16 protein-coding genes are annotated in these 21,144 nt (G+C 68.7%); 11 read left to right on the plus strand and 5 right to left on the minus strand.

The annotated features are described in order from the left end of the window. The first annotated feature begins 20 nt into the window (after positions 1-20). The 4 genes from DAT35_RS25390 (at position 21) to DAT35_RS25405 (ending at position 7,383) form a co-directional block, all read left to right on the plus strand. Entirely contained in the window at positions 21-686 is a 666-nt protein-coding gene (locus DAT35_RS25390; protein ID WP_108069710.1) for a pentapeptide repeat-containing protein, read from the plus strand. 137 nt (positions 687-823) lie between these two features. Beyond that, on the plus strand, positions 824-1,768 hold the full coding sequence (locus DAT35_RS25395) for an alpha/beta fold hydrolase (protein ID WP_108069711.1): 945 nt from the start codon (positions 824-826) through the stop codon (positions 1,766-1,768). A gap of 72 nt (positions 1,769-1,840) precedes the next feature. Continuing rightward, positions 1,841-3,748 (plus strand): sigma 54-interacting transcriptional regulator, encoded by a 1,908-nt coding sequence (locus tag DAT35_RS25400; protein ID WP_108069712.1) that lies wholly within the window; start codon positions 1,841-1,843, stop codon positions 3,746-3,748. A 119-nt stretch (positions 3,749-3,867) separates the two neighbouring features. Then, on the plus strand, positions 3,868-7,383 hold the full coding sequence (locus tag DAT35_RS25405; protein WP_108069713.1) for a protein kinase: 3,516 nt from the start codon (positions 3,868-3,870) through the stop codon (positions 7,381-7,383). 24 nt (positions 7,384-7,407) lie between these two features. Here DAT35_RS25405 and DAT35_RS25410 read toward each other — a convergent pair whose 3' ends face one another. The 4 genes from DAT35_RS25410 to DAT35_RS25425 all read right to left on the minus strand — a co-directional run bounded on the left by DAT35_RS25410 (position 7,408) and on the right by DAT35_RS25425 (position 10,068). Continuing rightward, complete coding sequence (locus DAT35_RS25410) at positions 7,408-7,914, minus strand: hypothetical protein (protein ID WP_108069714.1); 507 nt, start codon at positions 7,912-7,914, stop codon at positions 7,408-7,410. Positions 7,915-8,187: 273 nt separating this feature from the next. Further along, on the minus strand, positions 8,188-8,649 hold the full coding sequence (locus DAT35_RS25415; protein WP_233261695.1) for an immunity 26/phosphotriesterase HocA family protein: 462 nt from the start codon (positions 8,647-8,649) through the stop codon (positions 8,188-8,190). Positions 8,650-9,159: 510 nt separating this feature from the next. Next, a complete protein-coding gene (locus DAT35_RS25420) occupies positions 9,160-9,600 on the minus strand; it encodes a MarR family winged helix-turn-helix transcriptional regulator (RefSeq protein WP_108069716.1) in 441 nt (146 codons plus the stop codon). Positions 9,601-9,633: 33 nt separating this feature from the next. Next, positions 9,634-10,068: an organic hydroperoxide resistance protein gene (locus tag DAT35_RS25425; protein WP_108069717.1), complete on the minus strand. Its 435-nt coding sequence runs from the start codon at positions 10,066-10,068 to the stop codon at positions 9,634-9,636. Positions 10,069-10,411: 343 nt separating this feature from the next. Between DAT35_RS25425 and DAT35_RS59995 the strand changes: the two genes are divergently transcribed. From DAT35_RS59995 to DAT35_RS25460, 7 genes are all read left to right on the plus strand, one after another. Continuing rightward, positions 10,412-11,071: a Tfp pilus assembly protein FimT/FimU gene (locus DAT35_RS59995; protein ID WP_199242988.1), complete on the plus strand. Its 660-nt coding sequence runs from the start codon at positions 10,412-10,414 to the stop codon at positions 11,069-11,071. A 14-nt stretch (positions 11,072-11,085) separates the two neighbouring features. Continuing rightward, positions 11,086-11,637 carry a prepilin-type N-terminal cleavage/methylation domain-containing protein gene (locus DAT35_RS25435; protein ID WP_108069718.1) on the plus strand — a complete coding sequence of 184 codons (552 nt, stop codon included), beginning with the start codon at positions 11,086-11,088 and terminating at the stop codon, positions 11,635-11,637. 2 nt (positions 11,638-11,639) lie between these two features. Then, positions 11,640-12,863, plus strand: coding sequence for a PilW family protein (locus tag DAT35_RS25440; RefSeq protein WP_108069719.1), 1,224 nt, complete (start codon positions 11,640-11,642; stop codon positions 12,861-12,863). 4 nt (positions 12,864-12,867) lie between these two features. Further along, on the plus strand, positions 12,868-13,386 hold the full coding sequence (locus DAT35_RS25445; RefSeq protein WP_108069720.1) for a hypothetical protein: 519 nt from the start codon (positions 12,868-12,870) through the stop codon (positions 13,384-13,386). A gap of 18 nt (positions 13,387-13,404) precedes the next feature. Then, positions 13,405-17,634, plus strand: coding sequence for a pilus assembly protein PilY (locus tag DAT35_RS25450; protein WP_108069721.1), 4,230 nt, complete (start codon positions 13,405-13,407; stop codon positions 17,632-17,634). 74 nt (positions 17,635-17,708) lie between these two features. Further along, complete coding sequence (gene proS / locus DAT35_RS25455) at positions 17,709-19,142, plus strand: proline--tRNA ligase (RefSeq protein ID WP_108069722.1); 1,434 nt, start codon at positions 17,709-17,711, stop codon at positions 19,140-19,142. Between the two features lie 83 nt (positions 19,143-19,225). After that, on the plus strand, positions 19,226-20,092 hold the full coding sequence (locus DAT35_RS25460) for a GNAT family N-acetyltransferase (protein ID WP_108069758.1): 867 nt from the start codon (positions 19,226-19,228) through the stop codon (positions 20,090-20,092). Positions 20,093-20,164: 72 nt separating this feature from the next. Here DAT35_RS25460 and DAT35_RS25465 read toward each other — a convergent pair. Beyond that, positions 20,165-21,144: family 2B encapsulin nanocompartment shell protein (locus DAT35_RS25465; protein ID WP_108069723.1), on the minus strand; the 980-nt coding region annotated here is incomplete at its 5' end.

Below are 21,144 nucleotides of genomic sequence, written 5' to 3' on the forward strand. Positions count from 1 at the left end.
TTCTGCTATGTGCTCGCGGCATGGCTCCCGAATCGGACAAGCGCTCAACGGATGCACAGCGGCTCGCGAAGGAGGACTTCTTCGAGAACGAGACGTTCACCGACCTGGACCTCCAGGGGTGCGATCTCGGCCAGAAGGAGTTCTACCGGTGCACCTTCCAGAACTGTCAACTCCAGGAGAGCCGCTGGAAGCGGAGCAAGCTCGAGGCGTGTGTCTTCAATGGGTGCGATCTCACACGCGCACAGCTCCAGGAGACAGCGCTGCGGGACGTGCGCTTCGAGGGCTCGAAGCTGATGGGGATCGACTGGTCGGGCGTGTCGGCCAACCCCGAGCTGGCGTTCGAGGATTGCGTCCTGCGCTACACGTCGTTCGTCGGCCTCAGCTTGAGGCGAACCGCCTTCCTGCGCTGCACCGCCATGGAGGCCAACTTCTTCGACCTGGACCTGACGGAAGCGGACTTCACGGGCACGAACCTCACGGGTAGCAACATCCGGGGTTGCAACCTCACCCGGGCGAACTTCTCCGGCGCGGTGGGTGCCTTCATCGATCCGGCGAACAGGAACAACGTCAAGGGCACCCAGGTTCCCGTGGAGACGGCCGTGCTCCTGGCTCAATCGCTCGGGATGCGTGTCGCGGGCTACTCCGCGGAGACCGCCGAGGGACGAGGCCGGAAGAAGACCCGATAGAAGCGTGCTGCTCCGGGAGCCGGTTCCTCGTTCCATTACCTGTGACGTAATCGCTTTCACTCCCTCGCCCTGGTTATTCACCTCATCGAAGGGACCGCTGGAGGTCCCCTTCCGAAGCTCAACCGAGGTGAGGACCTATGGACAGGCGAGACATCCTGAAATCGGCCGTGGTGGCGGGAGCGGGCGCGGGCTTCATGGCCTGCAGCAGTCAAGCGATGGCCGTGACCGGGGGCCCGGCCGCCTCGCCGACGAAGGCGCCTCCCGCGTCCTTCATCCGGACTCGCGATGGCGTCGAGCTGTTCTACCGGGACTGGGGCACCGGCAAGCCGGTCGTCTTCCTATCAGGCTGGACGCTCTGCTCGGACATGTGGAACTACCAGATGGTTCCGTTGTCAGATCAGGGCCTGCGCTGCATCGCCTACGACCGGCGCGGACACGGCCGCTCCAGTGACCCGGGTCGCGGCTATGACTACGACACGCTGGCCGACGATCTGGCGGCCGTACTCGAGGCGCTGGATCTCCGCGACGTCACGCTCGTGGGCCACTCCATGGCCAGCGGGGAGCTGGTCCGCTACCTGTCGCGGCATGGCCCCGGCCGGATCGCGCGCCTCGTCTTCCTCGCTCCGGCGGCCACGCCCTTCGTGAGGAAGACGGCGGACAATCCAGACGGTGTGGACGAGAGCCTCTTCGAGCACGTCCGCAACAACCTGCTGCTCCGAGACTTCCCGAAGTGGCTGGCCGACAACGCCCCTCCCTTCTTCGTCGCGGACACGTCACCCGCGATCAGGGACTGGGTCATGAGCCAGATGCTGCGGTGCTCGATGAAGGCCACCATCGATTGCCATCGCGCCATGAGCTCGACGGACTTCCGCGCGGAGCTGCCCCGGATCTCCCTCCCGACGCTGATCATCCACGGCGACAAGGATGCATCCGCCCCCCTCCATCTGACCGGGCAGAAGACCGCGCAGCTCATCCCGGGCAGCCGGCTCGTGGTGTACGAGGGCGCGCCTCATGGCCTCTTCGTCACGCACACGGAGCGCCTGAACGGGGACCTGCTGGCGTTCGTGCGGAACGAACGCTGACCCTCCTGGGGTGATGCGTTGGGCCTCGGGTCCTGGGCTATAGTCCGCCTCCGTCGCCAAGGAGTGTGACGGTTGACCCCTCGTCTCATCGCGTTGAGCGGCTCGCTTCGAGGTTCCACCTGGGAGCTCGGGCTCGAGCCCCTCGTCCTCGGCCGCCAGTCGGACTGCCAGGTGCGGCTCGCGGATCCAGTGGTGTCGCGCCGCCACTGCGAGCTGCGTACCACGGGCGAGCACTGGTTGCTGCGGGACCTCGACAGCCGCCACGGCACCTTCGTCAATGGCGTGCCCACGCGTGAGCGGCGGCTGGAGCACACCGATGTCGTCCAGGTGGGCGACAGCTCCTTCCTCTTCCTGTGTGACGACGTGCCGGCCCTCGCCGCCGGGACAGTGGCCACGCCCCCGGATGCCGCCTCGTGGAGCACCGTGCAGAGGCGGCCCGAGGACGTGCTGTACCTCCAGCCGCAGCGGCTCCGGGCGGCACTGGCCAAGGCGGTGGGCCCGAGCCCCGGTCTCATCGCCTCGGACCTCCAGGCCCTGCTCGAGTTGAGCACCGCGGTGCACGAGCTCCAGCAGGTGGAACATCTGGCGGCGCGCATCCTCGAGTTGCTCCTGGCCGTGCTGCCGGCGGAGCGTGGCAGCGTCCTGCTGTGCGAGCCAGGGACCCGGGAGACCGTGGCCGCCGCCTCACACGACCGGCGCGGCGCCAGCGGCACGGCCTTTCCCGTCAGCACCACGCTGGTGGGCCGCGTCTTGGAAGGCAAGGTGGGGTGCCTGTACACGGACGTGGCGGTGGACGGCGGGCTGCGCGAGGCCGAGAGCCTGCACGAGGCCACCGTGCGCTCGGTGCTGTGCGCGCCGCTGACGGGACGCCAGGGGCCGTTGGGCCTGCTCTACTTCGACGCCTCCTCGGGCCACGCCTTCACCGAGCACCATCTGGAGCTGCTCACGGCGGCGGCCGTCATCTCCGCCCATGGGTTGGCCAACGCCCAACACCTGGCCCGGCTCGAGCGGGAGAACCAACGCTTGCAGGGGGCGGGTCTGGAGCACGGTGTGGTGGGCGAGAGCGCCGCCATGCAGCGGCTCTTCCGTTTCATCTCCCGTGCCGCGCCCGTCGACTCGACGGTGTTGCTGCGCGGAGAGAGCGGTACGGGCAAGGAGGTGGCCGCGCGCGCGCTCCACAAAGCCAGCCGGCGCGCCGCCGCGCCCTTCCTCGCCATCAACTGCGCCACGCTCTCGGAGACACTGCTGGAGAGCGAGCTGTTCGGCCACGAGAAGGGCGCGTTCACCGGCGCCGTGGCGCGCAAGGAGGGCAAGCTCGAGCTGGCCCATGGCGGCACCCTCTTCCTCGACGAAGTGGGCGAAATCCCTCCGGCGCTCCAGGCCCGGCTCCTGCGCGTGCTTCAGGAGCGCGAGTTCGAGCGCGTGGGCGGCACCCGTCCCCTCCAGGTCGACGTGCGCCTCATCGCCGCCACCAACAGGGACCTCGAGACCGCCCTGCGCGAGGGCCGCTTCCGCGAGGACTTCTTCTATCGCCTCAACGTCATCTCCTTCACCCTGCCGCCCCTGCGTGAACGGCGCGAGGACATCCCCCTGCTGGCGCGCCACTTCGCCCGGCTTCACGGCGAGCGGCTGCGACAACGCGCCGTGAGCCTCTCGCCCGCCGCCCTCCACGCCCTCGAGTCCTACGACTGGCCCGGCAACGTGCGCCAGCTCGGCAACGTGGTCGAGCGCGCCGTGGTGCTGGGCGCCGATGAGCTCATCCAACCCGAGGACCTGCCCGACGAGGTGCTCGAGGGTGGTGGCGCCGCGTCCAGCCACTTCCAGGCAACCGTCACCTCCACGAAGAAGAAGAGCATCCTCGACGCCATGGAGAAGGCCCGGGGCGACTACCGCGAGGCGGCGGCCCTGCTCGGCATCCACGTCAACTCGCTGCACCGGCTCATCCGCAACCTCGGCCTCAAGTCGCAGCTCTCCCGCTGAGCCCCCCGTCCGGCACGAACCGAGAGGTTTCACCCTGTCCCCCCTCCGGTTCGTGCAGCTAGCCCTCGCCTTCAGGGGGCGTGCTAGGTTGCCGGCTGGCAGGTGAGGCCCATCGCACTGTGAGCGAGACTCCCGACATCTTCCGCCTGGGTGGATACCGCATTGAGTCTCTGCTCGGGCGGGGTGGGATGGGCGAGGTCTACCTCGCCTACGACGAGCGCCTGCATCGTCACGTCGCCCTCAAGCGCATCCGCGCGGATGGTCCCGTCGAAGCGCAGGCCCGCGCCCGCTTCCGCCGGGAGGCACAGGCCGCCGCACGCCTCAACCATCCCGCCATCGTTCAGATCTACGACATCCTCGACACCGAGCACGGCGACTGCATCGTCATGGAATACGTCGCCGGGGAGACCGTGGCGGCCCTCGTGAAGAGGGGCCCGCTCGCGCTCGCCCAGGCCCTGCGGCTGGCCAGCGCGGTCGCCGATGGTCTGGGCGAAGCCCACGCCAAGGGCCTGGTGCACCGGGACCTCAAGGCGGAGAACGTCCTCGTCACGTCCGCGGGCCAGGCGAAGATTCTCGACTTCGGTCTGGCGCTGCCGCTGTGGGGAAATTCCCCGTCGCCCGCGCTGACGCAAGAGGGCGCGCTGCTCGGCACGGTCCACGCCATGTCACCCGAGCAGGCCAGTGGCCGCGCCGTGGATCACCGCTCGGACATCTTCGCGCTCGGCGTGCTTCTCTATGAGCTCGTCACGGGCCGCTCGCCCTTCCGGGGAGCCAACCTGCTCGACACGTTGCGGCGGGTGACGAGCGAGGCTCCTGCACCACTCACAGAGTCGAGGTCCGAGGCGCCCGGTGAGCTGGTGGCACTCGTCGCCCGGTTGCTCGAAAAGGAGCCCGAGCGCCGGCCCCAGAGCGCGCGCCTGGTGGCAGCGGAGCTCGCGGCACTGGCTGTCCGGGTACCAATAGACGTTCCTCCCTCCCTCTCTCACGAGGAGGAACCCCCACGGCCCACTCCAGCGGTGAGGGAGCCATCTGGGGACGAGCCCACCGTGTCGCGCGCCCTGGCAGCCAGGGTGGCCCCCGTCCCACCCGCCTCCGCCCCGGAGGCGCCCGCGTCCGGCGACGCGTCGATGTCAGACTGGCGGCCCGAGGAGGGACAAGCCCTGCCGCGCCGTCCCCACTGGCGTCTCGTGGAGCGGCTGGGGGAAGGTGGCTTCGGCGACGTGTGGCTGGCGGCGCACGCGGTCACCGGCGAGCGCCGGGTCTTCAAGTTCTGCGTCGAGGCCGAGCGGCTCCGCGCGCTGCAACGCGAGGTGACGCTCTTCCGCCTTCTCAAGGAGGCCCTGGGCGAGCGCGAGGACATCGCCCGCCTCCTCGACTGGAGCTTTGACGCACCTCCCTACTTCCTCGAGTCCGAGTACACCGCGGGCGGCTCGCTCATCGACTGGGCGGCCCGCCAGGGTGGACTGGGGGCGGTGCCGCTCGAGACCCGGTTGGAGCTGGTCGCGCAGGTGGCCACCGCGCTCGCCGCGGCCCACTCGGTGGGCATCCTCCACAAGGACATCAAACCGGCCAACGTGCTCGTCCACACCGTTCCTGGAGGTCCTCCGTCCATCCGGCTCGCGGACTTCGGCATGGGCCTGCTCAACGACCGGAGCGTGCTGGAGGCCCAGGGCATCACCGCGCTCGGCTTCACCACCGCCGATGGGGAAGGAGCGAGCCATGGCGCGGGGACACTGCGCTATCTGGCCCCCGAGCTGATGAATGGCCAGCACGCCACCCTCCAGGCCGACATCTACTCCCTGGGCGTGCTGCTCTACCAAATGGTGGTGGGGGACTTCTCGCGCCTGCTCGCGCCCGGCTGGCAGCGGGACGTGGAGGACGCGCTGCTGGCCGAGGACATCGCCTGCTTCGTGGATGGAGACCCAGCGCGGCGCACGAGCGATGCGCGCGAGGTGGCCGAGCGGTTGAGGAGCCTCGAGAGGCGCCGCGCGCAACGCGAGGCGGAAGCGCGCACCCGGCTCGCGCTCGAGCAGGCCCGGAGGCGCCGCGCGCTGGCCGGATGGGGGGCCGTTGCGCTGGCCCTCATGCTCGCGGTGGTGTCCGTCTTCGCCCTGCAAGCGGTCCGTGCCGGGGAGCAGGCGCAGGCCGCCCGCGCGGAAGCGGAGCTGCGGCGGCAGCAGGCGGATCGGCTCATCTCCTTCATGTTGGGAGACCTGTACGGCAAGCTCGAGCCCATCGGCAGGCTCGCCATTCTCCAGGACGTGGGAGACAAGGCGCTGGAGTACCTCGCCACGGTGCCGGAAGCGGAGCAGACCCCCGAGGAGCTGATGCAGCGCTCCAAGGTATTGGGACAGATCGGACAGGTGCGCTTCGGCCAGGGGCGGTTCGCGGAGGCCTCGCGGGCCTTTCTCGAGTCGCTCCAGGTGGCCCGCGGTCTCGTGGCGCGTGAGCCAAACAATGGCGGGTGGTTGTTCGCGCTCGGCCAGAGCGAGTACTGGGTGGGCTTCGCGCTGACGCAGCAGAAGGACCTGAAAGGCGCCCTGCAACACTTCGAGGCCTACCTCGACATCTCGCGACGCCTGGTGGCGATGGATGCGCGCAACACCGACTGGCAGCTGGAGCTCGCCTACGCGCACAGCAACATCGCCTCCATCCAACAACTCCTGGGAGACGGCCAGGCGGCGAGCAGCGCCCTGGGGGCGAGCGCCACCATCATGGAGACGTTGCGAGCGCAGCGTCCGGAGGACGTGCTGCTCCAGCGCGAGCTGGCCCAGGTGTACGCGAAGCTCGGAGACGCCGCGAGGAGCCGGGGAGCACTGCCCGAGGCGCTGAAGTGGTTCCGGCAGAACCTCACGCTCCTGGAGTCCCTGGCCGCCGGGGCGCCGGAAGACGCGGGCCTGCGGCGCCTGCTAGGGATTGCCCGCAGCCATGTGGGAGACATCCTGCTCTTCCAGGGGGACACGCGCGGGGCGCTGGCGCAATACGAGGCAGAGCTCGACCTGGCCCGGAGCCTCGCCGCGCATGACGCGGACAACGTCACGTGGCGTGGCGAGCTGCTGCTGCGCTACGAGAAGGTGGGCCGCTGCCAGCGGGTGCTGGGGAATCTGGCCACCGCGCGCGCCCTGTTCGACACGGAGCTGCGCACCGCCACGGAGCTCCTGGCGAAGTCGCCCGAGCACCGGGGGTGGCGTTTCGCGCTGGCGCGCGGCCACATGTCGCTCGCCTCCGTGGACGGGGCGCAAGGCCAGGAGACGCGGGCTCGTGGCCACCTGAGGGAAGCCCTTGCGGTGCTGGAGAAGCTGTGCGCGGAGGCTCCAGCGGAGCGCGACTTCTCGCTGTGGCGGGCGTCCGGCCTGTGGCAGCTCGGGCTGCTCGAGACGCGCGCCGGAGCCGCCGCTCATGCGCGCACGGCATGGGAAGAGGCCCTCGCCTCACTCGGCCCCGGGGAGCAGGCTCCGGAGCCGTCTGTGCTCGACCTCCGGGCGCGGCTGCTGCTGGGGCTCGGCCGCGCGGACGAGGCCCGCCCGTTGCTCGAGACACTGGACTGGATGGGATACGCGGACGAGGAGTCGCTGCGTGTCCGCCGTTCGCTCATCGCTGGAGGAGGTGCCTCCACGGCGCGAGCAGGCCCGTAGCGGCGGCTCGGCTCCCGCCGCCTGTCAGTGCCCAGTGGGAGGCGGCGGCACGGTGCGAGGCTCGAGGACCATCTGGGGGTCCTGGCTCGACTGCTTGGGGATTGGCTGGGAGTCCTTGCCGGGCAGCGAGTGGTTGGCGGACACCGTCAGGGACAGGCCCACGGTGAGAGCCTCTCTGTCAGTGGTCAGCGTATTGGTAATGATCAGGGTGACCGACTCCGGCGTGAACTTCTCGACGGCCAGCGTCCCTGCTCCATCCAGAAGTGTCCGGGGTCCCGATGTCTGGCCTTGTGTGAGGGTCACGAAGCCGACGTTGGGGTCGTCGGAAACCCTGCGCAGCGATACCGCGTCGATGCTCCAGCGGTCGGCATCGCGCAGCTGGTATGTCACCTGGTACTCCTGCCCGATGAAGAGCCGCACCTGGGTGGCGTCCCTGTCAGTCTCCTTATGATTGAAGGACCAGGTGGCGAAGGTGTCGTTCGTCATCTGCACGATCACGTCGATGTCGAGGGGAGTGATGTCGTTGGCCATGGGATCCTTGCGGAGAAGGAGAGAAGGGCCTGTTTGTAGCGCGTTTGCATCATGGAGGCCATGAGTCACCACACCTTCCACCAGGGCTTCTTTTGTGGAGGTGGGGCGGGCGCCTCACTGTGCTCGCCCCCCGTCGCACTCAAGTCGTCACATCGAGGGGCTACGCGCTGGCCTGCCTCCGCTTACGGCGGGCCAGTGTGCTCAGGAGGATGAAGCCTCCCAGATGATCCAACCTATGCATTATCCGTACACAAAGCCCGCCTGAGTCACGTCCTATTGCAGGCGTACTTTCAGGTGCTCCACCGTGTCATTGGGCCGCCCCATGAAGGTGTCGAGCAGGCGTTCCTCGACATTGGGCTGCTCCCAAACAGCCAATCGTTCGAGCCCGATACACTCCTGGGGTTCGGCATTTCTCACATTACCGACGGTATCGAAAATCTTGCAGCGACGGAAGTTCCCCACGTCCTGCTTGAATTGGACAATCGGTTGAGCCAGAGGCTCCTCAATCTCTCTCCATCCAATAATCTCCCACGGACTCAGGTCCGAATGGCGGATAGCCACCTTGAAGAGAATTGACTTGGATGCAATCCGATCAAGGTCTGAGTCAGGACTTTTGGTCCTGTACTCGTAAAAGGCATCATGCGGTGGCTCGAGGACCCTCCCGTAGCCAAAGGAACCATCGGCAAGGGGGATCCTCAGAAAGGATCCAGGTCTATGCATGATTGTTTTCGCCATTTCCTAATATCCCGTGGGTCTCCGACCCATCCACGGCCGCCTTGGCGGTCAAGCAGAGCAAGAGCACACTACCGGCTGCCGCGGTAACCGAGCCGCCAGTGACGACGAGCTCTCCCGCCGCGCCACCCGCCCCGACTTCTCCCGCGGTCGTGCCGCCTTCTGGCACGAGCCGGAGCACGCCGCGTGGGATGCCATCACCCAACCCCTCGCCAGAGAGCCCTTCCAGTGGAGGTGACGAGGGTGGGGTCAGCGGCACCGCTGGCGAAGCCGCCCCCAGCGTTGCCGCCACAGGGACTACTTCCATGCCAGCGCGAGCTGAATGAAACGCTTCACTCCGTGTCCCCGACACAACGTAACGGCGAGGGACGTAAACACAGCGCTCTTGCTGGCCAGTGGCGTGACGGACACTCTGGGCAGCGCCGCTGCACCCCACGAGAAACATGCAGAGCAGCACAGCCCACCCGCGTGACATGCCGCGCCTCCTGGCGTTGACTCCGTCCGCCAAGAGAATCAGTCCGCCGTGGCGTCGTGAAGCTTCTGCGTGAGCTCCTGCAACGTCGTGCGCAGACGCGCGAGCTCCGGGAGCGAGAGCTTCATCTTGCACAACAGGGCCAGGGGTATCTCCCTGGCCTTCTGCTGGAGGCGCTTGCCCTCGGCCGTGAGGAACACTTCGACGACGCGCTCGTCCTCACTGCTCCGCCGACGCTCGACGAGCCCCCGGGCCTCGAGCCTCTTGAGCAGCGGCGTCAGCGTCGCCGAGTCGAGGTGCAACCGCTCCCCGATGCGCGAGACCCGTGCCCCGTCCTCCTCCCACAATGTGAGGAGGACGAGGTACTGCGGATAGGTGACGCCGAGTTCCTCGAGCAGGGGTTGATACGCCCCCGTCATCGCACGCGAGGCCGCGTAGAGCGCGAAGCAGAGCTGGTCATCCAGTCGAAGAACGTCGGTCATCGGGTCTCTTCCTACTCTAGCTTTAGTCCCCGCTCAGGCGAGGCGCAGGTCGACGGCGATGTTGCCGCGCGTCGCGTTCGAGTACGGGCACACCTCGTGAGCGGCGCGCAGGAGGGCCTCCGCCTGCTCGCGCGGCAGCTCGGGAATCGAGGCCACCAGTTCCACCGCCAGGCCGAACCCCTGGCCCACGGTGCCAATCGTCACCTGGGCGGTGATGCTCACCGGCCCCGTGGTGATCTTCTTCGCCCGGGCCACATGGGCCAGGGCGCTCCCGAAGCACGCCGAGTAGCCGGCGGCGAAGAGCTGCTCGGGGTTGGTGCCCGCGCCGTTGCCGCCCAGCGCCCGCGGCGGCGCCAGCGCGACATCGAGCAGGCCGTCATCGGTCCGGGCTCGCCCCTCGCGCCCCGCCGTGGCGGTGGCAACAGCGGTGTAGAGGCGCTTCTCGAGGGTCACAGGGGTCTGGCTCATGGTTTTTCTCCTGGTGGAAACAGTGGTCCGTCCGTCGGCGGGGGCCGCTTGCTCCCTCGCCACGGGTTGAATCTAACGCCCCCATTATCGTGCGCAATTAAATCGTGCGCGATTCAATTTCCGGAGGGACGGGAGGCACCGGGCTCCGAGTGGGGCAGGCGGGCATGCAACCGTTACAAAAAGGGAAATTCCGTTCCGGTAGAAAGGCCAGCCCGGAGCAACTTGTGCGGTCACTCGGGGCAGTGGAGTTCCCTCTCGTTCCGAGGGCTTGGACAGGTATTCCCTCCCGTTGGGACAGGTGGGCCGCGCTTTGCACAAGCGGCCGGGCGGAAGGAGTTCCCGCGTGTCCACCCGGTCCCGCTCCGCTGGCTTCACCCTCGTCGAGCTGCTCGTCGCTGTCGCCGTGCTCGGCATCCTGGCGACGCTCGCGGGCCTGGCGGTGTTCCACGGCACCTCCCGCGTGCGTGTGAGCAACGCCGCCTTCGAGGTGGGAGCGCTGTACACCGCCGCGCAGATGCGGGCCACCAGCATGGGCGTGCCCCACTACGTCGTCTTCCATGACGATGGCAGCGAGTTCGGCGTGTTCCTGCTGGAGCGCGCGGACTCGCTCGGCACCTTCAACTGGGCCAGCGACGACGTGGCGAACCCCGCCACCGTGGGCGGCGTCCAGCACGAGCACCTGCGGCTCTCCCACGAGAGCGGCCTGGGCTTCCTGGACCTCGGGGCACCGCGCCCGGACTTCCACGCGCTGCCCGCGCCCTTCACCGCCATCCCGCTCACGCCCTCGGGCTCGGGCCGGCTGCTCGGCGGGTGCACCTTCTGCAGCGAGGGGACGGGGGGCGCCCGCGGCGTCATCCGCTTCTCTCCCGATGGCACCGTGCAGGTGATGACGGGCGGCGCCGAGGCCGGTGGCGTCATCGCCTTCGCGCCCGACTCGCGCACGTCCGGCCCGCCCCGGTGGGTCGTCATCGCCGCGCCCGCCGGTGCCATCCGCGTCTTCTAGGAGGACTCGTCACCATGTCTCCGACGTCTCGCGCCAGCAGGGTCCATGGCTTCAGTCTCATCGAGGCCCTCGCGGCCCTCGCCGTCTTCTCCATCGGAATCCTCGGCGTGCTGCAGATGAACGTGCTGGCCAGTCAGCAGAACGGGCTCGCCCGGCGCCAGTCCACCGCGAGCAAGATTGCCCGGGACCTGGTGGACTCCTTCGAGCGTCTGCCCTTCGACCACGCGCTGCTGTCCGCCGAGAGCACCATCGACCCCAAGGACCCGCGCTTCGCTTCCTTCGACGAGGCGGATGGACGGGTGAAGCTGGCGGACGCGGTGGCGCTGGTCGGGGCGCGCCCGCTGCTCGGCGCGGCGCACGCGAGTGTGAGCACCGAGGGTCCCTACGAGGTGGCATGGCGGGTGGCGCCCGTGAAGAGCGCCGAGGGCACCACCGAGGCCCGGCGCATCCTGGTGATGGTGCGCTTCCCCACCACGTCCGGGAACCTCAAGCAGGTCAACATCTGGGCGGTGAAGTTCAACCCCCAGGCCATCGGCCGGGGCGCCGCGGCCATACCGGAGATCTGAGCATGCGCGCGCCTCGCCGCCCCCGGGGCTTCACCCTCGTCGAGCTGCTCGTCGGCACCGCCATTGGCGCCGTGGTGCTCACCGGCATCGGGCTCGTGTTCGTCTCGCAGGCCTGGCAATACCAGGCCCACGCGAGCCGCCGCGCGGTGCAGTCCAGTGTGCGCCAGGCGCTCGGCTTCGTGGAGCGCCACGTGCGCAACGCGGGCTACGGCGTGGACCCGGACCGGGCCATCCTCGCCTATGACTCCTTCGACGCGGCCAGCAACGCGCACGGCGATGGTTTCCCGGACGGCATCACCGTCCACTCGCGCGACCTGTACTTCCGCCGCCTCGCCACCGAGGTGGGCTCGGACTACCTGCGCTTCGATCGCGAGCTCCAGCGGCCGCTGCGCAAGGGAGAAATCCTGCTCGTCCTCTGCCCCGGCGCCATCCGCTACGCCTATGTGACGGTGGGGGAGACGGCCCCCGTGAAGGCCACCTCCGTCAAGCTGGATACCACTCCCGTTCCGGTGGACTCGCCCTCGGGGCCTCCGGGCGCGCTCTTCCACGAGCAGGCCCAGTTGGCTGAAGACTGCTTCCACGACATGGAGCCTCCCGTGGTGGTGAAGGTGGAGCGCGCCAGCTTCTACGTCGCGGCCTTCGATGATGACGGGAACCCGGCCACTCCCGGCACCACGCCCTACCTCATGCTGCACCGGGGCGTGGACATCAATGGAGATGGGAGCATTGACGAAGCCGATGCCACGCCCATCGCGGTGGGCATCGAGCAGCTCCAGGTGGCCTATATCCTCAACACGCTCGGGGACACGCCGCCGCCGCTCGTGGGCGTGGACGACGCCGTGCCCTGGGGCGAGTCGTGGAGCACCGGGACTCCCGAGGAGGACCGGCCGCGCCTGGATGACGCGTATGCCTCGCCCCGGCGGCTCGGTTCGCACCCGGCCAACATCCGCCAGGTCCGGCTCACCTTCGTGGCGCGAAGCACCCGGCCCGACACGCAGCGCCCGGGAGATGACGTGCTCACCCCCGGGGCCGCGGGCTCCGAGGGCCCTGCCCTCCCCTCTGGCTCCACCGCCTGGCGGCAGCTCGAGAACCTGGGCACCTCGCCCGCCAGCGCCTTCGACCCGCGCGGTGGAGGTTTCACGCGCGCCGTGATGCGCGAGGCCATCGCCCCCAAGAACCTGCTGATGCGCTCCCAGTTCATCCCCACCCACCCGGGAGGAGGTTGAGCCCATGCCGCTGCGTCCCCGTCCCTCCGCTCCCCGAGGCATGGCCCTCGTGATGGCGCTCATCGTCGTGGTCCTCATCACCCTGCTGGTGGCGGGAGCCATCACCTTCACCGGCACCGAGCGCAACGCCGCCGTGCTCCAGACGCGAGAGGACTCGCTCTCGGCCTGCACCCAGGCGGCACGCAATCTCTTCCTCGCGCGTCTGCGGGTGCTCACTCCCGGCAGCGCCGCTCAGGTGCAACTCGCTGACCCGTACGGACAGGGCGTCATCCGCGCGGGCCACTTCACTGGCACACCCGCGGCGCCCCCTCCCGGAGCGCCTCCGACGCCCACCCTGACGAACGTGGAGCGGCTGCCCGCCAATGCCGTGGGCGCCTCGCGCGGCGCGGCCCGGGACATCAGCAACACGCTCGGTGATTCGGCCGAGGGGGCCTACTGGTACTCCGTCACGGCGCTCTGCCAGGAGTACCCCGGCGGCCCCGAGCGCGAGGTCGAGTTCGTCGTCCGTGTCGGCCTTCAGTAGCCCCTCCGAGGACTCCCCATGAACTCCTGGAGCCATCTCCTCCGCCTGTCCGCCGCCACGCTCCTGCTCACCTCCGCCCTGTCCCACGCGGAGGCGCCCGCGTCGACGCCCGCCTGCTGCCAGCTCACCACGTCATTGGCCTCCGAGGCCCTGCGCGGTGAGGACATCACCGGCGACGAGCGCTTCTTCATGAGCGAGGGCACGCCGCCCAACGTCCACTTCCTCATCGACACCTCGGCGTCCATGCGCGAGCTGCCCCAGGTGCAGGAGGGCCACCATGAGGCCTTCTTCGCCGCGGGCGACGGCTGCTCCCAGCCGGACCTGCTCGCGATGGAGGCCGCCAACGGGTGGAACCCCAGCGTCGCCTACCCGGTGCCGGACGCGGACCACCCCACCCTGTTCCAGGACGACAAGTTCTACGGGTACATGTTCTGGGAGGACTCCAACGCGCCGGCCTCCCAGTGGAATACGAAGGAAGACGTCTGCGCATTCCAGCACCCGGCGAGCGCGGATCCCACGCGGGCGCTCTACGATGCGTGCCTCGCGTGTCTTCAGACGAAGGGCTTCTACAAGCGGCCCGGGGCCACGGGCTCGAGGCCGGGCACGGATCCACGCAAGCTCACCTTCGCCTTCTCGGGCCGCTTCCTCAACTTCAACCCACCCAAGTACGTGACGGCGAAGGCCGTCCTCAAGTCCATCATCAAGGACATGCGCCGGGTGCGCGTGGGCATCAGCTATTTCGACGCGGACAACTCGGTGCACGGTGCGTTGATGGCCATGCCGCAGCGCCCCACGTGCGATCAGCTCAGCGCGGATCCCCGGGCCTTCGACACCGTGCGCTCCAGCTACCTGGCGGCAGTGGACTCGCTGCACTTCCAGGCCGCCACCCCGCTCGCCGAGTCGCTCCTCAACCTCGGGCAGTACTTCTCCTCGAACAACTCCATCTACCTGGACGCATTCGGCTTCGACAGCAGCTACCTCAAGAGCGGCTTCCAGAACACGCTCCTCTCGCAGCCGGAGCGGAGCTGGTGCTGGGCCTGCCAGGCCACGTCCATCGTCATCGTCACGGACGGCGAGCCGAGCGCCGACGAGCACATTCCCTCCGCCGCACTCGAGGCCCTCAATGGGGGCCCGGTGGAGTGCCCCGCCTCTGAGCCGTGCCCCGAGGACTCGCAGCACAAGCTGGATGACGTGGCGAAGCTGCTCGCCACGCAGGACCTGCAGCGCTCCAGCCCGGAGGTGGTGGGCGACTTCGACACCCGGGGCCGGCAGAGCCTCACCATCCACGCCATCGGCTTCGGGGTGAACGCCAACATCCTCAAGAACGCCGCCCGCGTGGGAGGCGGGCTCTACCACCAGGCCAACGACGGCGCGGGGCTGAAGCAGGCCCTCGAGGACATCATCGCCAACGTGAACCGGCGCTCCACGTCCTTCTCCGCGGCGTCCGTGTCCGGCCTGCAACTCGGTGGCTCCAACGGCACGCTGGTGCCCCGCCTGCGTCCGGGCCGGGACCGCGACGAGCCCTGGCGCGGCTACCTGTACCGCTACAAGCTCGCCTCGGAGCTGCTGCTCGGGTGCAAGCCGGCCCTGGCCGCCACGGGCGATGACCCAGGGGACCTCAACAAGGACCATGACTGCGATGACGTCCACCTCATCGACGCGGACGGCGATGCCGTCGTGGAGAACGAGCTGGGCGACTTCGTGAAGCTGAAGGACCGGCTGCAACCGGCCAGGCCCTACTGGGAGGCGGGCCAGAAGCTCAAGGCCTCGGCGGTGCCCACCCAGCGCTGGAAGACGCGCGACATCTACACCATCGTGGACAACGGAGGCCCCGCGGGAGCGCCGGACGGGCGCATCGACTCGAACGACACGCCGGTGGCATTCACCGAGGCCAACGCCCCGGCGCTGCGCGAGTCCCTGGGCATCGGCGACGGAGGGTGCACGGTGGCCGGAGAGAAGCTGGGCCCGGACGACTGCGCCCGCGCCGTCATCCGCTACTACCGGGGCGCGGACGTGCTGAACACGGACAAGAGCCGGCGCGACTTCGACCGGCCCTTCCTCCTGCACGACATCTTCCACTCGGCGCCGCAGAGCGTGGAGCCGCCCATGCCCCGGGATTACTGCGGTTTCTCGCCGCAGTGCCTGCAGACGCTCTACGCGGGCCGCACGGAGCAGGCCACCTACGCGGAGGCGGGCACGGGCCGCGCGCTCCCGGCCTATGACGCGTATGTGAAGCGCCACCAGGAGCGGGAGCGAGTGGTGCTGGTGGGCTCCAACGGCGGCATGCTGCACGCCTTCCAGAACGGGCACCCCTCGGGGAAGGACCCCATCACGGGCCTGCCTCAGCACGACGAGGGCACGGGCGAGGAGCTCTGGGCCTTCATCCCGCCGGACCTGCTGCCCAAGCTGCTGCCCAAGCTGGGCAAGCATGGCTGGTTCGTGGACGGCACGCCCATGGTGCGCGAGGTGTGGCTGGACGGCGTGGGCACCGCGGGCGACGCGACCGCCGATGGAAAGAAGCAGGCCAGCGAGTTCCGCACCGTGGCCGTCGTGGGCTCGGGCACGGGCGGGGTGCACCGCTTCGCGTTGGACCTGACGTCCCTGCTGGCGAACCCGGGAGCGGGACAGCCGGGCCGAGCTCCCAGCCAGAAGGGAGACTTCCTGTGGATGTGGCCGCAGCCGTGCGACCCGCTCGCGCTCCAACTGGGCGAGAGCGATGGCCACTTCGCGCCCCGGCCTCCGCCCATCGGACCGGTGGCCCTGGCGGACCCGGCGGGCCCATGGCGCGTGGACGGCAAGACGGCCCGCGAGGAGTGGGTGGTCCTCTTCAACGGAGGCTATGACCGCTCACTGAGCCGGGGCCGGGGCCTGGCCATGGTGGACATGAAGACGGGCGAGACGCTGTGGAGCTTCTTCCATGGCGACGGCTCCACGCGCTCCGAGCACCTGCGCCACCCCTTCGCGGCCAGCGTGGCGATGATGGACATCGGCAACGAGCTCAGCTCGAAGCCGGACGGGGACCTGCTCTTCGACACCGCGACGGTGGCGGACTACGGCGGCCAGGTGTGGACGGTGCGCTTCTGGCAACCCGGGGTGCGCTCGGCCAGCGGCCGGGTGGAGAACTGGTTCGCGGCGCGCGCCTTCCAGGTGAAGGCCTCGGGCGCGGACGCCGTGCGGCCCTCCTTCAGCTTCATGACCACCAACACGGTGCAACCAGACACGGGCTTCCTGCGCACCTTCCTGGGGACGGGAGACCGCTACAACCTCGCGGAGAGCGGTGGAACGACGTGCCGGCTCTCCAACCCGCTGGGGTGCGCGCAGCTCGGCTGCCGGGCGAGCCAGACCGTCACCGTGGAGCACGGCGGCGCGACGGCCTGGAGCTCCACCACCACCTACGACGACTACACCTACACCCCGGGTACGCCCACCCCGGCGACGGCCGGTGCGGCCTGTGGCTCGACGAAGGTGTCACTCGCCTGGGATTACGCCGCGGAGAACGGCTGCTCGGCGAGCACCTCGGGGCGCCTGGAGTACACCTGCGACGGCACGGGCACCGCCTGGGGCTGCCGGGTGACGCGCGATGACTGGATTCCCATCGCCGCGACGAAGCCGCTGCCAGCCACCAGCCCCCACCGCTTCTATGGCTTCTGGAGCTATGGGGTGAAGAAGGCGCGCACCTTCGACACCGACGCCGAGGCCACGAAATACGAGACGGGCCTGCTGACGGAGGACCAGCTGGTGGACGTGTCCCAGTTCGACGCCACCGGGACGGTGACCAAGGGGGCGAAGGAGGCCGGGGCCCTGGGGGCGGGCTGGTACGTGAAGTACAGCGCGCCCCGCGAGCAGACGGGCAGCGGCACGGCGCTCGTCAACGGGTGCGTGGTGTGGAACAGCTTCGAGGCCGGGGCGTCCGGGGGCATGTGCGCGGCCTCGGGGGGCCACAGCGCGCGCGTCTACCAGGCGGGCTTCGTGGGCGGGGCGGCCAACTGCGCCGAGGGCTTCTCCACGGTGGGCACGGCCGGTACCCGGGCCTGGAAGCGCTTCGAGCAGCGGGAGGTGGTGGCGGCCCCGGCGGACCCGACGCCCCAACGGAGCCTGGAGTCGGTGGACATCCTCCTCAACGAGCCGGGCACGGGCCCCCGCCGGGTGGGGGTGTCCCTGGAGAACGAGGCCCTCCAGTCGCTCTACCAGTTGGAGCTGGACCGTTCCGGCCATGACTGCCGGCACGAGTCCCTGCGCTGCGAGTAGCCCGTAAACATTGATTTCCGACGAGGGCCGGCGTAGGCAACGGCCCTCACTCATTTTCGAAGGATTCCGAGCAGATGGCCGAGAAGCTGGCACCGCGCGAGAAGGGCTTTTCCGAGTGGTACGTGGACCTGGTCCAGAAGGCGAAGCTCGCCGACTACTCGGACGTGAAGGGCTGCATGGTCATCCGTCCCAATGGCTATGCCATCTGGGAGAACATGCAGCGCGTCCTGGACAAGATGTTCAAGGACCTGGGTCACAAGAACGCCTACTTCCCGCTGCTCATCCCCGAGAGCTACCTGAAGAAGGAGGCCGAGCACGTCGAGGGCTTCAACCCCCAGCTCGCCGTCGTCACGCACGCGGGCGGCGCCAAGCTCGAGGAGCCCTACGTCATCCGGCCCACGTCGGAGACCATCATCAACCGCAGCTTCGCCAAGTGGATCCAGAGCTACCGGGACCTGCCGCTGCTCATCAACCAGTGGGCGAACGTGATGCGCTGGGAGATGCGCACGCGCCTGTTCCTGCGCACCACCGAGTTCCTCTGGCAGGAGGGCCACACCTGCCACGAGACGGAGGAGGACGCGGAGAAGGAGACGCTGCAGATGCTGGAGGTCTACCGGAAGTTCGCCGAGGACTACATGGCGATGCCGGTGATGACGGGGCGCAAGTCGGAGTCGGAGAAGTTCGCCGGCGCGCTGCGCACCTACAGCATCGAGGCGATGATGCAGGACAAGAAGGCGCTGCAGGCGGGCACCAGCCACAACCTGGGGCAGAACTTCGCCAAGGCCTTCGACACGCAGTTCCAGGGCCGTGACGGCAAGCAGCACTACGTGTGGCAGACGTCCTGGGGCGTGTCCACGCGCCTCATCGGCGGCCTCATCATGACGCACTCGGATGACTCGGGCCTCATCGTCCCGCCGCGCCTGGCCCCCACGCACGTGGTCATCATCCCCATCTTCGGCAAAGCCTCCGACGCGGAGAAGACGCAGGTGCTGGAGAAGACGCACGCGCTGGCCGCGGACCTGAAGAAGGCCGGCCTGAGCGTGGTGGTGGACGACGACGAGACCAAGGGCCCGGGCTGGAAGTACAACGAGCACGAGCTGGTGGGCACGTGCCTCCGGGTGGAGCTGGGCCCCAAGGACCTGGCCAAGGGCTCGTGCGTGATGGTGCGCCGCGACGTGAAGCAGAAGGAGTTCATCCAGCTGGACCAGGCGGTGGCCAAGGCCCAGGACATGCTCGAGCAGATGCAGAAGGACCTGTTCGAGAAGGCGAAGAGCTTCCGGGACTCGCACACCTTCGAGGTGAACAGCTACGAGGAGATGAAGGCCCGGGCGGACGACGGCTTCCTCCTGGCGCACTGGAACGGGGACCCGAAGGTGGAGGCTCGCATCAAGGAGGAGACGGGCCTCACCACGCGCAACCGGCCGTTCGCGCTCACGCAGGAGCCGGGCAAGTGCGTGGTGACGGGCGAGCCCTCTCCGGGCCGCATCGTCTTCTCCAAGGCCTACTGAGGCCAGGAGGGGGCCACGCCACACGGGCACTCCCCGCGTGAGCCCCCTCCCCCTCCGGCTCACACCGCCGGACAGACATGCCCATGACAATCCCTGCCGCCGTGGAAATCGACCACCGCGACCTCGCACGGCAAGCCGCCTTCTGTGGCTACGTGCCGCAGGTCTTCCGCACCGTGGACTTCCGGCGCTGGTGCGAGTGGGGTGAATGGAACGACGACTACCGCGCCTTCGCGGTGCTCGACGAAGGGCGCGTGGTGGCCAATGCGTCGGTGACGCGGATGCGGCTGCGCATCGAGGGCCGCGAGGTCATCGGCTACCAGCTCGGCGCGGTCGGCTGCGTGCCCTCCCACCGTGGCCGGGGATTGTCACGGGTGGTGATGCAGGCGGCGCTCGACTCTTGCGGCGATGCACCTGTCTTGTTGTTCGCCAACAAGAACGTGCTCGACTACTACCCGCGCTTCGGGTTCACGCCTCAAGAGCAGACGCTGTTCGGTGCCTCGTTCCAGGCGGAGCCCGGAGGCGAACCCGCGCCGGTGCTCGACCTGGCCCAGGCCCACGTCCGCGCGGGATTGGCCTCGCTGTCCGACGAGGGGCTGGCGGTGACCGAGCGCTTCGGCGCGCGCGGCTATTCGAGAATCGCGAGCTGGTATGCGGCGAATGCCTTCTCACGGCCGCTGCGCCAGCTGCACGCCGATGCCTGGGTATTCGCCGGGGTCGAGGACGGCACGCTGTATGTCGATGACATCTTCGCGCGCGAGCCCTTCGACCTGCGTCCACACATCCCGCGATTGATTGATCAGCCCATCACCGCGGTCCACTTCGGCTTCACGCCCGAGCGCTGGTGGCCCCAGGCGGGCGTCATCGGAGAGGACACGGAGGCCTGGCTTTTCGTGCGCAACCTGGTGCTGCCGCCCGGGCCTCATCGGCTCCCGGTGATGGCACGCACCTGACGCCCTGGCTCCGGCGAGCCGCCGCACCGGGCACCTCCTCGGAAAGGAAGTGCCCGGCACGTCTTGGGTGCGTCAGCGCCCCAGCTCGACGTTCTCGAGGACACCGAGCGCGTCGGGGATGAGGACGGCCGCGGAGAAGTAGGTGCTCACGAGGTAGGAAATGACGGCCTTCTCGTTGATGCCCATGTGCCGGACGGAGAGACCGGGCTCCACCTCATCCGGAATGCCGGTGTGGTGGAGACCGATGACGCCTTGATCGTCCTGCCCCGTACGCATCACGATGATGGAGCTCGTGAGGTTCTCGGAGATGGGAATCTTGTCGCAGGGCAGGATAGGGACCCCGCGCCACGCCATGACCCTTCTGCCCTCCACCTCGACGGTGGGCGGGTAGACCCCCCGGCGGGTGCACTCCCGGCCAAACGCGGCGATGGTGCGCGGATGGGCCAGGAAGAACCGCGACTTCCTGCGCCGGCTGAGCAGCTCATCCATATCGTCAGGGGTGGGTGGCCCGCTGCGCGCTTGGAGGCGCTGCTTCAGGTCGGCGTTGTGCAGCAACCCGAAGTCCCGGTTGTTGATCATCTCGTATTCCTGCCGCTCGCGCAGGGCCTCGATGGTCAGACGCAGCTGTTGCTCGGTCTGGTTCATCGGGTTGTTGAAGAGATCCGCAACACGGGTATGGATGTTGAGCACGGTTTGCGCCACGCTCAACTCATACTCACGGGGCTTGAGCTCGTAGTCGACGAAGGTGCCCGGCAGCGTTGGCTCGCCCCCATGGCCCGCCGCCAGCTCGATGGCGGCCTGCCCCAGCTTGTCCTGGGGCTTCTTCAACCGCTCCTTGAACTTCTCGACGTGAGCGCCCAGCGCCGCCGACTGCTTTATCTGGTCCTCGAACACCTTCTGCGGCAACGCCATCACGATGCAGGGAGTGATGGCCTTGACCGTGAACGTCCACTGGTCGTTCGACTCCACCACCGCCTGATCTCCGAAGTGGTCGCCGTCGCCCAGCACGTCGAGGATGACCTGATCTCCATACCGGCCCACGCCCAGCTTGT

Origin of the sequence: Vitiosangium sp. GDMCC 1.1324 (assembly GCF_003044305.1) — a bacterium.
GTDB lineage: Bacteria > Myxococcota > Myxococcia > Myxococcales > Myxococcaceae > Archangium.

Excerpts from the sequence above, each read along its gene's own strand:
- DAT35_RS25450 (WP_108069721.1), top strand. The coding sequence starts at position 13,405 with ATGAACTCCTGGAGCCATCTCCTCCGCCTGTCCGCCGCCACGCTCCTG.
- DAT35_RS25420 (WP_108069716.1), bottom strand. The coding sequence starts at position 9,600 with ATGACCGACGTTCTTCGACTGGATGACCAGCTCTGCTTCGCGCTCTAC.
- DAT35_RS25390 (WP_108069710.1), top strand. The coding sequence starts at position 21 with ATGGCTCCCGAATCGGACAAGCGCTCAACGGATGCACAGCGGCTCGCG.
- DAT35_RS25425 (WP_108069717.1), bottom strand. The coding sequence starts at position 10,068 with ATGAGCCAGACCCCTGTGACCCTCGAGAAGCGCCTCTACACCGCTGTT.
- DAT35_RS25435 (WP_108069718.1), top strand. The coding sequence starts at position 11,086 with ATGTCTCCGACGTCTCGCGCCAGCAGGGTCCATGGCTTCAGTCTCATC.
- proS (WP_108069722.1), top strand. The coding sequence starts at position 17,709 with ATGGCCGAGAAGCTGGCACCGCGCGAGAAGGGCTTTTCCGAGTGGTAC.
- DAT35_RS25440 (WP_108069719.1), top strand. The coding sequence starts at position 11,640 with ATGCGCGCGCCTCGCCGCCCCCGGGGCTTCACCCTCGTCGAGCTGCTC.
- DAT35_RS25410 (WP_108069714.1), bottom strand. The coding sequence starts at position 7,914 with ATGGCCAACGACATCACTCCCCTCGACATCGACGTGATCGTGCAGATG.
- DAT35_RS25445 (WP_108069720.1), top strand. The coding sequence starts at position 12,868 with ATGCCGCTGCGTCCCCGTCCCTCCGCTCCCCGAGGCATGGCCCTCGTG.
- DAT35_RS25460 (WP_108069758.1), top strand. The coding sequence starts at position 19,226 with ATGACAATCCCTGCCGCCGTGGAAATCGACCACCGCGACCTCGCACGG.
- DAT35_RS25415 (WP_233261695.1), bottom strand. The coding sequence starts at position 8,649 with ATGGCGAAAACAATCATGCATAGACCTGGATCCTTTCTGAGGATCCCC.
- DAT35_RS25395 (WP_108069711.1), top strand. The coding sequence starts at position 824 with ATGGACAGGCGAGACATCCTGAAATCGGCCGTGGTGGCGGGAGCGGGC.